Genomic DNA, 14,789 nt, shown 5'->3' with positions numbered 1-14,789 from the left:
GTATTGGGCTACCTTGCTACAGCAAGCTCTTGACGTAAACGTCAATGTCGCTGATGTACTTTTCTATACCTGGAGCATCTTTCTCTTGAATAAGATGTTCCAGCGCTTCACATAACTGCTTGCCGGGTACCAGATTAAGCATGGCAAACACGCCTTTCAGGCGATGGGCCGTTTGGGCTAACGCAGCGAAATCGCTGGTTGCTGCCTCAGTATACAACCTCTTAACATCATCCGGTACTGTGTCTACAAAGAGTGCATAGTAACCACTGGCATGAAGTTCGGCGTTTTCATCACCGCCGAGGGGGAGTTCCTGGATCTCTTCTTGCGCCAGTTGTTCTTCTATTAGCTCCAGGACAGCTTCCTGCATAGCATTACTCATATTAAAGTTGACGCGCAGCTGACCGGGGCCAATTTTTCGCACGCCAGACTCATCATCGCTTAAAAGCAAGCCTGAGGCAGTAAGATTAGACGGATTATCAGTGATAAAGAGATCATATTCTTGACTATTCAGTCGCTCATCGGGGGTGATGCAGGTTGCTCCCCAGTTTTCCAGCTGACGCAATACAATGCTGCGTACGTCATTCGAGGTGACGTCAACCATCACGCAGACATCATCCAACAACCGTTCTTCATTATCAGCATGTTGGTCATGTAGCGGCATCTTAACATGGACGATATAACGCGTTCCAAGTTCTTCCCGCGCTTTAATATTCAGATGTCCACCCAATTTGCGTGCTAGCTGATCGCACAACCAGAACGTGAGTGGATTCGCTTTGCCATATCGATCGCTCTGCGTGTCATTGATGAACGGGAAGTGCAGATTATCAATTTCATTCAGCGCGACGCCTTCCCCCGTATCCAGAATACGGAAGGTCAGACGCTCTGCCTCCGATTCATCCTGGTCGACATCCAGCGTAATTTTGCCAATCTGCGTCGTGGTCACGGCATATTGGATGAGCAGCAGCAAAATACGACGCAGGGCATCGCGGTCGCCGCGGCGCTCATCATTGGCGCTCAGGTGATTTTTAATCAGCAGCTGTAACCCTTTACGCTTGATGGCTGGCAGTACTTCAGGTACTACGTCGTCAATTAACGCCTGCACGGAAAACAGCGTTGATTCACTTTTCCAGTCATCGCTTTCCAGAAGATTGGCCAACTGAATCTCATCGACCATACGTACCAGCACGTCTGCCTGGTTTGCCAGTTTCTGGCTGTCGGGCGTATTGAGTGCAGCAGCATTTATGGCCAGCGTTTTGGCAGGATCTTTCAGTGCGCTACCAATGTTTTGCATAAAGGCGGCGCGAGCCTGTTGGTTTTTCTCATACAGTCGCTGCGCTTGTTTCAGCTTTTTATTGACCAGTACTTCGCGATCCTGGTCGCGAATGATAAAGATCTGCGTGCGGGCTGAGATCTGGCTGCGGAACAGCCTGATCTCATACAATTCATTATTGATTGTGGCCTGGATAACCCCCTGATGCTGTTCCGCCATACTGGTGATATTTTGCAGATTTAAATGTGGCAGCAGATGGTCGGCAATTTTATTGCTGATAACCGTGCGGTTGGATTCCTGGTCGTGTACCAATAATCCCAGCGGCAGCAGCGAAACAATTTCTTCATTGATTGCGCGAAGCACCCGGAGTTCATTATTTGCGACAAGGTTTGGCGCCACTTCATTTGAGCGGGCAGGAAGGTGGCGGAAAGTGGTATAGCCAAACAGCGCCAGCGCCAGCAGAGCGATATTCAGTAACAGCGGCAGCAGAATACTTTGCAGCGTATCAAGCAGTAATGAACCAAAGGGAACCTGCCAGACCAGTCGCATATCCGTTGAATTTAGCGCTGAGGAGATCTCAATCTTGCTATTGTTAAAGTTGATGCTGACGCTGTCAGGTGACTCTTTTTCACTGAGATGTTCAGCCGTAGACGTGGCATCAGGCTCCAGGTGAAAGCTGTCCAACTGCATGCCCGGGGGGATCAAATCATTAATCGGCAGGTCAAACGCGACCACGGTTGCCAGATGTCCCGGTTGATTAAAGGTTGTGCGTAACGTGAAGTAATGGCCGTTTTGCCAGACCAACCGGCGAAGGGATGAGAAGCTTTCACGCTCATCGAGCGCATTGGCCTGTTGTAACATTTCAGCGCGGCGCGAATCGACAATGTTGCCAATTGTCGATTCTTTAAAGCCGGAGGTGAGATCTTTCAGCGGCAGCGTTGAGATAAGAATCAGGCTATTGTCCTGACCATTCAGATAATACATTGACCATGGGACATTCTCTGCGCCCCACAGTGTATCCAGATAGGTTGAGATACGTTGGGTCATTTCCAGCGTAGAACTGTCATGCGAGCCGAAAATCAGTGCTTCAGTCTTTCTACGGGGTTTTTCAAGATAGTAGACATCTTGCTTGAGTCGGGTTTCCTGTAACCCGTCGGCAGTCGATGAGTTGGCTGTTGCTGCAATATTGTCATAGATTTGCCAGGTCACGTATCGCCAGGTATCCACCCTTTTATGAATTGCGTGGGTGATATCGACAATCTGATAGCTCTTATCTTTTAGCCAGGTGTTGACCGCGCTCTGGACCATCACGCCCATCATCACCAACAGCACCACGATCAGTAATAAGAAGAAACGGGTAATACTTCCCGGAAGCAGGGAGAATCGGGTAGAAGCCGTTGTGTCAGACTGACTCATTCGTGTTTATGACCTGTTAAAACGACGCTAAAGATGAAGGGGCAGTATAAAGGGTAATGTATGAATTGCCATACTTACGCAACATCCGGTGAGCTGCATTTTTTATTGTTGTGTATCGTTGCCAGGCAGGCAATGCAAACGTGTACAGCCGGTCACTACCAGTACAAATATAGGTATGAAACCTACAGATTTAGCATTAAATAACAAGAAATTATTTGCCTGATTTATAAGCGATGGTGAACAGGTGAGATAGTTAATAGTCGTTATAGTTTTTCATCGGTAGCACAGAACAGTGATGTTTGTGTAAAGAAGGGTAAAAAAAAACCGAACGCAGAGCATTCGGTTGAAATAGGGGTAAACAGACATTCATGAATGAATGACGGTAATAAATAAAGTTAATGATGATAGCGAGTCTATTTTAGTTGCGAGTGAAGATTTTTTTTTATCATTCAGTGCTATGGTTGTGTTTTGTGCAAGTGATTGATGTATAGGTATTTTATAATGATTCTTGACTATTCGTGCTTATTTGCCCCATTTTCTTAATTAAAAAAAGTTCCCTTTTGTTAATATTTTGAAACATCTCCATAGACAAATGAAACATCTTTAAAGTATTAGTATCATATTCGTGTTGGATTATTCTGTGTTTTTGCGGAGAATGAAGTTGCCGACTGGTTAATGAGGGTTAGCCAGTGAGCAGTGGCATAAAAAAGCAATAAAGGCATATAACAGAGGGTTAATAACATGAAAGTTAAAGTACTGTCCCTCCTGGTACCGGCTCTGCTGGTAGCAGGCGCAGCAAATGCGGCTGAAATTTACAACAAAGACGGCAACAAATTAGATCTGTACGGTAAAGTCGACGGTCTGCACTATTTCTCTGATGACTCTACTAAAGATGGCGATCAGACCTATATGCGTATCGGCTTCAAAGGTGAAACCCAGGTAAACGACCAGCTGACCGGTTACGGCCAGTGGGAATACCAGATCATGGGTAACTCCTCTGAAAACGAAAACAACGCCTGGACGCGTGTCGCGTTTGCCGGTCTGAAATTCGCTGATGCAGGTTCTTTCGACTATGGTCGTAACTACGGCGTGGTTTATGACGTCACGTCCTGGACCGACGTCCTGCCGGAATTCGGCGGCGATACCTACGGTTCTGACAACTTCATGCAGCAGCGTGGTAACGGCTTTGCAACCTACCGTAACACTGATTTCTTCGGTCTGGTTGATGGTCTGAACTTTGCCCTGCAGTACCAGGGTAAAAACGGTAGTCCGGAAGGTGAAGGCATGACCGGCGTGACTGGCAACGGTCGTGACGCACTGAATCAGAACGGTGACGGCGTTGGCGGATCTATCACTTATGATATCGGCGCAGGCTTCTCCCTGGGTACCGCAGTTACCAGCTCCAAACGTACTGATGAGCAGAACAAGCTGAACTTCGGTACCGGCGATCGTGCTGAAACCTACACTGGCGGTCTGAAATACGACGCGAACAACGTCTACCTGGCAGCACAGTACACCCAGACCTACAACGCAACGCGTGCAGGCAAACTGGGCTGGGCAAACAAAGCGCAGAACTTCGAAGCTGTTGCTCAGTACCAGTTCGACTTCGGTCTGCGTCCGTCTGTGGCTTACCTGCAGTCCAAAGGTAAAGATCTGGACAGCGGCTACGGCGACCAGGATATCCTGAAATATGTTGATGTTGGCGCGACCTACTACTTCAACAAAAACATGTCCACCTATGTTGATTACAAAATCAACCTGCTGGATGACAACAACTTTACCCGTAATGCAGGTATCTCTACCGATGATATCGTAGCACTGGGTCTGGTTTACCAGTTCTAATCTGCATTTATTTCTATCAAAGGCCCTACGGGGCCTTTTTTAATGCCGTTTTTCTGACGTACAAACACTCTTTTTTGGTGTACTCTTGCGCCCGTTTTCATAAGGGTAATCACGTATGGATATGATTTTTTGCCGTGCAGCGCTCCTGGCTGTAACACTCTTTTTTGTCGGGTGCGATGAGGCCCCGAAATCAAACCAGACCCCGTCCTCAACCGCGACAGTCCTGGAAGGTAAAACTATGGGCACTTTCTGGCGGGTCAGTGTGGTTGGCGTGGATGCCAAACGCGCCGGGGAGTTGCAGGCGAAGATCCAGACGCAGCTCGATGCTGATGATCAACTGCTTTCTACCTACAAGAACGATTCTGCGCTGATGCGTTTTAACCTGTCAAAAAGCCTGTCACCGTGGCCGGTGAATGATGCGCTGGCGGATATTGTGACATCGGCGTTACGTATTGGCGCAAAAACTGACGGTGCGATGGACATCACCGTCGGTCCGTTGGTGAACCTGTGGGGCTTTGGTCCACAGCAGCAACCGCTGCATACACCTACACAGGCAAGAATTGATGCGGCAAAAGCGCAAACCGGGCTTTCACATCTGAAGGTTGTCAATGAGGCGCACCAGAATTACCTGCAGAAAGATCTGCCGGCGCTGTATGTTGATCTCTCCACCGTGGGGGAAGGGTATGCGGCTGACCATCTGGCGCGATTGATGGAACAAGAAGGGATCGCCCGCTATCTGGTTTCTGTTGGTGGTGCTCTGAACAGCCGTGGAATGAATGCCGAGGGGCAACCGTGGCGTGTAGCAATACAGAAACCAACCGATCGTGAAAACGCGGTACAGGCGATTGTCGATATCAATGGACATGGCATCAGCACCTCCGGTAGCTATCGCAACTATTACGAACTGGACGGAAAACGTCTGTCCCATGTCATCGATCCGCAAACCGGTCGTCCTATTGAACACAATCTGGTCTCAGTGACGGTGATTGCACCGACGGCGCTGGAGGCTGACGGGTGGGATACCGGGCTAATGGTGCTCGGCCCGGAAAAGGCCAAAGAAGTCGTGCGTCGCGAAGGGTTGGCGGTGTATATGATTGTTAAAGAAGGCGACGGGTTTAAAACCTGGATGTCGCCGCAATTTAAAAGCTTCCTGGTCAGCGAAAAAAATTAAAAAGCAAGATTGCGGGTTTTTATAACCCGCAATGCGGACACACTGAGGCTAAGCGCTATGCTTAACAAAGGAGTCCATCATGACAAATCTCTTACACATAACTGATGATGAACGCTGGCAGTCTGTGCTGGACCGTGACGCGGGTGCTGACGGTCAGTTTGTTTTTGCTGTTCAGACTACCGGCATTTTCTGTCGGCCGTCCTGTCGGGCAAAACATGCGCTGCGCAAAAATGTCAGTTTCTTCGCGGATGCAGAGCAGGCACAGGCGGCAGGGTTTCGCCCCTGCAAACGCTGCCAGCCGGACAAAGACAGCGCACAACAGCAGCGGCTGAACAAAATAGCCCACGCCTGTCAGTTACTGGAGCAGGAGTCCCCCCTCACACTGGAAGCTCTTGCGCAGCATGTTGCGATGAGTCCGTTTCACCTGCATCGCCTGTTCAAAGCAACCACCGGAATGACCCCAAAGGCCTGGCAACAGTCATGGCGTGCCCGTCGTCTGCGTGAGGCGCTGGCAAAAGGCGCACCGGTCACGCAGGCGATTCTTGACGCCGGATTCCCCGACAGCAGCAGCTATTACCGCAAAGCGGATCAGGCGTTAGGCATGACCGCCAGGCAATTTCGTCAAGGCGGCGGTAATGTTTCTGTGCGCTATACCCTCGCAGATTGCGCTCTGGGTCGCTGCCTGGTCGCGGAAAGTGAACGGGGGATCTGCGCGATCTTGCTGGGCGACGACGATGCTACGCTGATAGCAGAATTGCATGAACTGTTTCCGACAGCACGTGACGAGCCCGCCAATGCGGAGTTTCAACAACATGTGCGTGAGGTGATCGCCGTGATTAATACGCGCAATAATGCACTGTCACTGCCGCTGGATATTCAGGGAACCGCCTTTCAGCAACAGGTATGGCAAGCGCTGCGGGCAATCCCTTGTGGTGAGACGGTGAGTTATCAGCAACTGGCCAGCACTATCGGCAAGCCGAAGGCGGTGCGTGCCGTAGCCAGCGCCTGCGCGGCGAACAAACTGGCCATTGTGATCCCGTGTCACCGTGTAATCCGTGGCGACGGCGCGCTTTCTGGCTATCGTTGGGGAATAACGCGCAAGGCGCAACTGTTGCAACGTGAAGCCACCCGCGAGGAAACATAATGCTCGATCTCTTTGCCGATGAGAAACCCTGGCACGAGCCGCTGGCGTCAGGTGCGGTGATTTTGCGGCGTTTTGCATTTGAATCCGCACCCGCTTTACTGCGGGCAATCGCGGCGACAGCCAGGCAGTCGCCGTTTCGCCAGATGGTCACCCCAGGCGGCTATACGATGTCGGTAGCCATGACGAATTGTGGCCATCTGGGCTGGACAACGGATCAACATGGCTACCTCTATTCACCGGTCGATCCATTAACTGGCGCTCACTGGCCGCCATTACCCGAGGTCTTTTCTGAGCTGTGCCAACGGGCGGCAACGGCCGCAGGCTATCCTGATTTTCAACCGGATGCTTGCCTTATTAATCGCTATACGCCGGGGGCAAAACTGTCTTTACATCAGGATAAAGATGAACCTGACCTGCGAGCGCCTATCGTCTCTGTTTCGCTGGGCCTGCCGGCAATTTTTCAGTTTGGTGGCTTACGGCGCAACGATCCCTTAAAGCGAGTATTGCTGGAGCATGGTGATGTGGTGGTATGGGGGGGGAACTCGCGGCTGTTTTATCACGGCGTCCAGCCTCTCAAAACTGGGTATCATCCATTGACGGGGGATTGTCGTTACAACCTGACGTTTCGCCAGGCAGGTAAAAAAGAATAAAAATAAGAATTATTATTGCTGTGAGCGAAGAGATGTTTAAACTGCGGGCTGTTATTACTTGTCCGGGTTGTTTGCATGGAACTTTTACTTCTTGTCTGGCGGCAGTATCGCTGGCCATTTATCAGCGTCATGGCGCTCAGCCTTGCCAGTGCCGCGCTGGGGATTGGGCTGATTGCGTTTATCAATCAGCGCCTGATTGAAACGGTCGACACCACGCTGATGGTGCTACCGGAGTTTCTTGGCCTGCTGATGTTACTGATGGTCGTCACCCTCGGTTCACAGCTGGCGCTCACCACGCTGGGACACCACTTTGTCTACCGTCTGCGTAGCGAATTTATCAAACGTATTCTGGACACTCACGTCGAGCGTATCGAGCAAATCGGTAGCGCCTCGTTACTGGCCGGTTTAACCAGCGATATCCGTAACATTACCATTGCCTTTGTGCGCCTGCCTGAGCTGGTACAGGGGATTATTTTGACCGTGGGGTCGGCGGCGTATCTGGCCATGTTGTCGACGAAAATGCTGCTGGTGACGGCAATCTGGATGGCAATCACCATCTGGGGCGGATTTGTGCTGGTGGCGCGGGTGTATAAACACATGGCTACCCTGCGTGAAACCGAAGACAAGCTGTACAACGACTACCAGACGGTGCTGGAAGGGCGCAAAGAGCTGACGCTCAACCGTGAGCGTGCAGAGCATATCTTTAACCAGCTGTACGTCCCGGATGCCAAAGAATACCGCCACCATATTATTCGTGCTGATACCTTCCACCTGAGCGCGGTCAACTGGTCGAACATCATGATGCTGGGCGCCATTGGCCTGGTATTCTGGATGGCCAACAGCCTGGGCTGGGCGGATACCGCGGTGGCGGCAACCTATTCGCTGACGTTGCTATTCCTGCGCACGCCATTGCTCTCCGCCGTTGGCGCGCTGCCGACGCTGCTGACGGCACAGGTGGCGTTCAATAAGCTGAATAAGTTTTCCCTGGTTCCCTTCAAGGCAGAATTCCCGCGGCCAACCGCATTTCCGAACTGGCAAACGCTGGAGTTGCGTGACGTGGTTTTCCACTATCAGGATAATGCGTTCTCCGTTGGGCCAGTGAATCTGACCATTCGTCGTGGTGAACTGATCTTCCTGATTGGCGGTAATGGCAGCGGTAAATCCACTCTGGCGATGTTGCTGACCGGGTTGTACCAGCCGCAGTCTGGTGAGATTTTACTGGATGGCAAGGCGGTTGCTGTCGAAAAACCGGAGGACTACCGTAAGCTGTTCTCGGCAGTGTTTACCGACGTCTGGCTGTTTGACAAATTGTTAGGACCCGAAGGCAGAGACGCTTCTCCTGCTCTGGTCGCGAAGTGGCTGGAACATCTGCAAATGGCGCACAAGCTGGAGCTGAACGACGGGCGCATTCTCAACCTGAAGCTGTCGAAAGGGCAGAAAAAGCGAGTGGCGCTGTTGCTGGCCTTAGCGGAGGAGCGCGACATTATTCTGCTGGATGAATGGGCCGCCGATCAGGATCCGCATTTCCGGCGTGAATTCTACCAGGTATTGTTGCCGCTGATGCAGGAGATGGGCAAAACCATTTTTGCCATTAGCCATGACGATCATTACTTTATTCATGCAGACCGTTTGCTGGAAATGCGTAATGGGCAATTGAGTGAACTGCTGGGCGATGAACGTGATGCGGCTTCGCGTGATGCGGTGGCTCGAACAGCATGATCCCACATGCCGCCGGTTTTTTATCCAGCCGGCGGCCTCGTTTATTGTTATTTACATAATTCGGCATCATGATTGATGATATTTCATATCATGGATTTATGATTGATGTCCGTAATAAACAAAAACAGCGCCAGGCTACGTGACGAGGAACGTGCTCGTCTTATCTGGCTACTGACCACTGATAAAGCCATCATTTCAACATTATTGGGTAAGCTTACCCTGGCTGAGCAATATGACGTCGGTACGTTAGCCGACGATATTGCTGAGGTAGGGGCACTGGTGGCGCATCTGCCGCCACCCGATCTGGCCGATACCCTCGAAGCACTGCCCTCCGAAGAGCGTCACGCCCTGTGGCGACTGGTCGAAAGTGAAAAACGCGGCAACGTCCTGCTTGAAGCATCAGAAAATGTGTGGGATGACCTGATCGACGAGATGAGCGACCGCGAGCTACTGGATGCGCTGCAATATCTCGACATCGACGAACAGATTTATCTGGTACAGCATTTACCCCGTAACCTTACCGGTCGACTGCTGGCATCACTGCCTGCTGAAGAGCGGGCGCGCGTACGTCAGGTGCTGCACTACGAGAAGAATCGCGTCGGTGCGATCATGGAGTTCGAAGTCATCACCGTACGTCCGGACGTGACGCTGGAAGTGGTGCAGCGGTACTTGCGGCGGCTGGGAAAAATGCCGGAGAACACCGATAAACTCTTCGTAACCGATCGCAATAAAGTCCTGGTGGGCGAACTGACTCTAACCTGTATTCTGCTTAATGACGTGCAGCGTAAAGTCAGCGAAGTGATGGAGGATGATCCGCTGACATTTTCTCCGGAAGATATCGCCGAGAATGCTGCGCGTACGTTTGAACGTGATAACCTGGTCAGTGCTGCGGTGGTTGATCCCTCTGGCAAACTGATGGGACGCTTAACCATCGATGAGATCGTCGATGTGGTTTATGAAGAAACCGATACCGATCTGCGTCGAATGGGGGGCTTAAGTGCCGAAGAGGACGTATTCGCTCCGGTCACTAAAGCGGTAAAAACCCGTTGGGCGTGGCTGGCAATTAATCTCTGTACCGCCTTTATCGCCTCGCGGGTAATCGACGGTTTCGAGCACACCATTTCACAACTGGTGGCACTGGCCTCGCTGATGCCCATTGTGGCAGGGATTGGTGGTAATACAGGTAATCAGACCATCACCATGATCGTCAGGGCGCTGGCGTTACAGAATATTCAGCCCGGCAACCTGACGTTTCTGATCCTGCGTGAGATGGGGGTTGCGCTGATCAACGGCCTTGTCTGGGGCGGAATCATGGGCGGCATCACCTGGTGGCTGTACGATGATATGGCACTGGGCGGCGTGATGACCCTGGCGATGATGCTCAATCTGCTGATGGCGGCGCTGATGGGCGTTATCATCCCGATGACGATGGTCAAGCTGGGGCGCGATCCGGCGGTCGGCTCCAGCGTCATGATTACCGCTATCACCGACACCGGCGGATTCTTTATTTTTCTCGGTCTGGCGACGCTGTTTTTGATGTAGACGCCCGTTTCCCAGTAACGATGCGCGGCAGTATCAACATCGTGACCACGCCGGCAACCACGCCAATTGCCAGGTTGCCGGTAGAGACTGTCGCGGCGACGGTAACCAACATTGCCAGCGTTTCGGCGACCGGCATGTTGGCCAGCGTCGTGGGTTGGATGCTGTGCCAGCTAAACGTTTTCACCGCCACAATCACCATAATTCCCGCCAGTACCGACATCGGTATCTTTGCCATCACCTCGCTGAGTGCGGTGACGAGCAACAGCAAGACCAGCCCGGCGGCGAACGTGGAAACACGGCTGCGCGCTTTCCCCATCTCAACGTTGACAATCGTTTGACCGATCATCGCGCATCCGGCGATGCCGCCATAAAAACCGGCCAGGATATTGGCTACGCCCAGTCCAGTGCTTTCACGGTTTTTATTCGACTGGGTGACCGTCAGGTCGTCAACCAGACGGGCGGTTAACAATGACTCCATCAACCCAACAAAAGCGATGCTCAGTGCGCAGGGCCAGATAATGGCTAACGTTTGCAGGTTGAGTGGTACGAGTAACTGCGTCAAGCCCGGCAGACCGCCGCTCATTGAACCTTCGTCACCGACGGTCGGTAACAGTTGCCCGCTGGTGACAGTGAACACGGTCAGCAGCACGATAGCGATAAGCGGCGCGGGGATTGCTTTAATAAACCGCGGAACCCACAGCACAATCAGCAGCGTCAGGACGAACAGCCCCCAGATTAACGGGCTTTTCCCCCAGAAGTGCGGAACCTGAGCAAAGAAAATCAAAATACCCAGTGCGTTGACAAAACCGGTCATCACTGCCGTGGGGATGAACCGCATCAAACGTGCCATGCCTAACACACCAAACAGGATCTGAATAATCCCGGCCAGTACTACCGCTGGCAGGATGTATTGCACGCCGTGTTGATGCACCATCGGGCCAATGACTAATGCAACCGATCCTGCAGCGGCGGTAACCATTGCCGGACGCCCACCTAAAAAGGACATCGCCAGGCACAGTACGACCGAGGCTATCAGGCTGACTTTAGGGTCCACGCCGGCGATAACTGAAAACGAAATCACTTCCGGGATCAGCGCCAGGGCGGTTACCACACCAGCCAGCGTTTCACGAACCAACAGGCGGGGTTGGCGTAACACGGTGCGGGTGGTGTGTTCTGCCACCGCGGCAGGGGAAGAGTGTGTTGCAGACATAGTTACTCTCAGGTCAGAAAAGGCCTGATGACAGCAGACCGACAGGCATCCGTGCGGTGAATAGCAAAGCGCAGCATAGTACCCGTCTGACGGGGAGGTTTCCAGAAATGATTGTCAATAACCGTATAAATAATCAACGTATTAATAACATTTTTAAAATTTAAATATAATTTATAAACAATATTTAATTATTTTTACTTAAGTGTTACCGTTGTTACCGCTCGATTTTCACCTGCACTAAAAGCAAAAAGCGATACTAAAAGTAAGGCATTAACATTATGAAAAAAGTGACTGCCATGCTCTTCACCATGGCCGTAGGGCTGAATGTTGTCTCGATGGCAGCAAAAGCGAAAGCGGCGGAAGAGCAGGAAACGGATGTACTGTTGATTGGCGGCGGCATCATGAGCGCCACACTGGGAACCTATTTACAGGAACTGGAGCCGCAATGGTCAATGACCATGGTAGAGCGACTGGATGGCGTTGCTCAGGAGAGTTCAAACGGCTGGAACAACGCCGGAACAGGCCACTCCGCACTTATGGAACTGAACTACACGCCTAAAAAGGCTGACGGTAGCATCAGTATTGAAAAGGCAGTCGAAATTAACGAAGCCTTCCAGATTTCCCGCCAGTTCTGGGCGTATCAGGTCAACAATGGCGTGATGCATGAACCCCGCTCGTTTATTACCACGGTTCCCCATATGAGCTTTGTCTGGGGCGACGAGAACGTGAATTTCCTGCGTGCCCGTTACACGGCACTCCAGCAAAGCACCCTGTTCCGCGGTATGCGCTATTCTGAAGATCACGCGCAGATTAAAGAATGGGCGCCTCTGGTTATGGAAGGTCGCGATCCAAAACAGAAAGTTGCGGCAACGCGTACTGAGATCGGTACTGACGTGAACTACGGCGAAATTACGCGCCAGCTGATTGCATCGTTGCAGAAAAAACCTAATTTTGCGCTGCAACTGAGCACCGAAGTTCGCGGCTTTAAGCGTAACGCGGATAATAGCTGGACCGTCACGGTTGCCGATCTGAAAAACAACGAAGCGGAACACGCCATTAAGGCGAAGTTTGTCTTTATTGGTGCCGGTGGTGCAGCACTGAAACTGCTGCAGGAAACCGATATCCCGGAAGCGAAAGGCTATGCCGGATTCCCGGTTGGTGGTCAGTTCCTGGTGGCGGAAAACCCTGATGTGGTCAATCGTCACCTGGCGAAAGTGTATGGTCAGGCATCTGTCGGCGCGCCGCCGATGTCCGTACCGCACATTGACACCCGTATTCTGGATGGTAAACGCGTGGTGCTGTTTGGGCCGTTCGCGACCTTCTCCACCAAATTCCTGAAAAATGGCTCTTTGTGGGATCTGCTCAGTTCTACTACCACGTCCAACTTTATGCCAATGGTGAATGTGGGTCTGGATAACTTCGATCTGGTCAAATATCTGGTAAGCCAGGTCATGCTCAGCGATGACGATCGTTTTGCTGCTTTGCAGGAGTACTATCCAGAGGCGAAGAAAGAAGACTGGCGTTTGTGGCAAGCGGGCCAGCGCGTGCAGATCATCAAAAGCGATGCTGAGAAGGGCGGCGTTCTGCGTCTGGGAACCGAAGTGGTCAGCGATAAAGAGGGAACCATTGCTGCGCTACTGGGCGCATCACCGGGGGCATCAACCGCGGCACCGATCATGCTGCATCTGATGGAAAAAGTGTTTAAAGATAAAGTTGCCAGCCCACAATGGCAGGCGAAGCTGAAAACGATTATTCCGTCTTATGGCACGAAGCTGAATGGCAACGTTGATGCTACGGAGCAAGAGCTGCAATACACCAGTGAAGTACTGGGTCTGAAGTACGATAAACCGCAGGTCGCTGATGAAGCACCAAAACCACAGCTAAAACCTCAGGCACAACCGCAACCTGAGCAGAAAGCCGTAGCGGATATCGCGCTGTAAAAAAAGGCCGGATCGCGTTGCGCTTATCCGGCCTATTTCTACTTCATGCGCCTGTAGGCCGGATTAGGCGGTACGCCGCCATCCGGCACATTCTCACTTATCGCGCGACGGCGTCCTGAATCTTATCTTCTGCTTTCCAGATGCGGTATTTCACCTCCACGTTTTCCGGGGTGTAGACCACAATCGGCAGCTTGCTGTTGTAGCGCAGCATGCCGTCATCACCCAGATACGCGGTGATGAATTTCTTCTCTTTCTTGCCGTCCGGGCAGGCCATCATGGTTGAAACCGGAGAAGTGACTTTGTCGAATACGTAGTAGTCATAGCCCCAACCTTCCAGCGTTTTGCTGTCCAGTTCTCCACCAAGACGATGTTTGTTGCAATCAACTTCCAGCGTTTGTCCGATCAGCAGTTCTACTTTCAGAGTAGATTCATCTTTCTCTGGAGTAAGCTGAATAACCTGACGCTTCATTCCCTTGTCCGCTTTAGGATAAGGGGCGACTTTTTCCAGCGGCTGAGCGCTGGCATCGGTGGTTGTTGCCCACGCAGAGGTGCTGGCGAAGGCGGCGAGGAGTGCGGCAGGGACAATTGTCTTCATCTTATTGTTCACAGTGTTTCCTTTCTTCTGTCTTTCGAACGTATCCAGTGCAGGTTAGCATATTCACATCGTCTATTAATCTAAATTTACTTATATTTTAAGTGTATTAATTAATGGTTTGGAATTTGAGTAGCGATAAATGCCAGGAATTATCTTAATAATGAGATTATTATCTGCTTAGTGTTTCCGTTATATAATTTACTATATAACTCATTGAAATGTGAACAAAAGCGCATTTTTTCCCGCCAACTCAACACTCTTTTGATCCGGCAACAGCATTTACCCCAATT

General features: G+C 51.4%; 10 protein-coding genes. 7 read left to right on the top strand and 3 right to left on the bottom strand.

All coding sequences use genetic code 11. From position 1 onward, the window contains the following. Positions 1–16: 16 nt before the first annotated feature. Entirely contained in the window at positions 17–2,686 is a 2,670-nt protein-coding gene (gene rcsD / locus NNN64_RS00505) for a phosphotransferase RcsD (protein ID WP_271440108.1), read from the bottom strand. Between the two features lie 741 nt (positions 2,687–3,427). Between rcsD and NNN64_RS00500 the strand changes: the two genes are divergently transcribed. The 6 genes from NNN64_RS00500 to mgtE all read left to right on the top strand — a co-directional run bounded on the left by NNN64_RS00500 (position 3,428) and on the right by mgtE (position 10,754). Continuing rightward, entirely contained in the window at positions 3,428–4,528 is a 1,101-nt protein-coding gene (locus tag NNN64_RS00500) for a porin OmpC (RefSeq protein ID WP_271440107.1), read from the top strand. 115 nt (positions 4,529–4,643) lie between these two features. Then, on the top strand, positions 4,644–5,699 hold the full coding sequence (gene apbE / locus NNN64_RS00495) for an FAD:protein FMN transferase ApbE (RefSeq protein WP_271440106.1): 1,056 nt from the start codon (positions 4,644–4,646) through the stop codon (positions 5,697–5,699). Positions 5,700–5,778: 79 nt separating this feature from the next. After that, positions 5,779–6,843: a bifunctional DNA-binding transcriptional regulator/O6-methylguanine-DNA methyltransferase Ada gene (ada, locus tag NNN64_RS00490; protein ID WP_271440105.1), complete on the top strand. Its 1,065-nt coding sequence runs from the start codon at positions 5,779–5,781 to the stop codon at positions 6,841–6,843. After that, positions 6,843–7,493 (top strand): DNA oxidative demethylase AlkB, encoded by a 651-nt coding sequence (gene alkB / locus NNN64_RS00485; RefSeq protein ID WP_442870695.1) that lies wholly within the window; start codon positions 6,843–6,845, stop codon positions 7,491–7,493. Before ada ends, alkB begins: the two co-directional genes overlap by 1 nt. 75 nt (positions 7,494–7,568) lie before the next feature. Next, positions 7,569–9,212 carry a multidrug ABC transporter permease/ATP-binding protein gene (locus NNN64_RS00480; protein ID WP_271440104.1) on the top strand — a complete coding sequence of 548 codons (1,644 nt, stop codon included), beginning with the start codon at positions 7,569–7,571 and terminating at the stop codon, positions 9,210–9,212. A gap of 105 nt (positions 9,213–9,317) precedes the next feature. Next, positions 9,318–10,754: a magnesium transporter gene (gene mgtE, locus NNN64_RS00475; RefSeq protein WP_137384114.1), complete on the top strand. Its 1,437-nt coding sequence runs from the start codon at positions 9,318–9,320 to the stop codon at positions 10,752–10,754. Here mgtE and NNN64_RS00470 read toward each other — a convergent pair. After that, a complete protein-coding gene (locus NNN64_RS00470) occupies positions 10,717–11,964 on the bottom strand; it encodes a SulP family inorganic anion transporter (RefSeq protein ID WP_271440103.1) in 1,248 nt (415 codons plus the stop codon). The two genes, mgtE and NNN64_RS00470, sit on opposite strands and share 38 nt — an antisense overlap. Positions 11,965–12,242: 278 nt before the next feature. On the opposite strand from NNN64_RS00470, the gene mqo reads away from it, so the two are divergent. Then, positions 12,243–13,904: a malate dehydrogenase (quinone) gene (mqo, locus tag NNN64_RS00465; RefSeq protein WP_271440102.1), complete on the top strand. Its 1,662-nt coding sequence runs from the start codon at positions 12,243–12,245 to the stop codon at positions 13,902–13,904. Between the two features lie 97 nt (positions 13,905–14,001). Here mqo and eco read toward each other — a convergent pair whose 3' ends face one another. Further along, entirely contained in the window at positions 14,002–14,499 is a 498-nt protein-coding gene (gene eco, locus NNN64_RS00460; RefSeq protein WP_271440148.1) for a serine protease inhibitor ecotin, read from the bottom strand. Between the last annotated feature and the right edge of the window lie 290 nt (positions 14,500–14,789).

This window comes from Citrobacter sp. Igbk 14, from assembly GCF_028069825.1.
GTDB lineage: Bacteria > Pseudomonadota > Gammaproteobacteria > Enterobacterales > Enterobacteriaceae > Citrobacter.
Note: the sequence above shows the minus strand (reverse complement) of the source record. Positions and strands in the feature narration are given on the sequence as shown.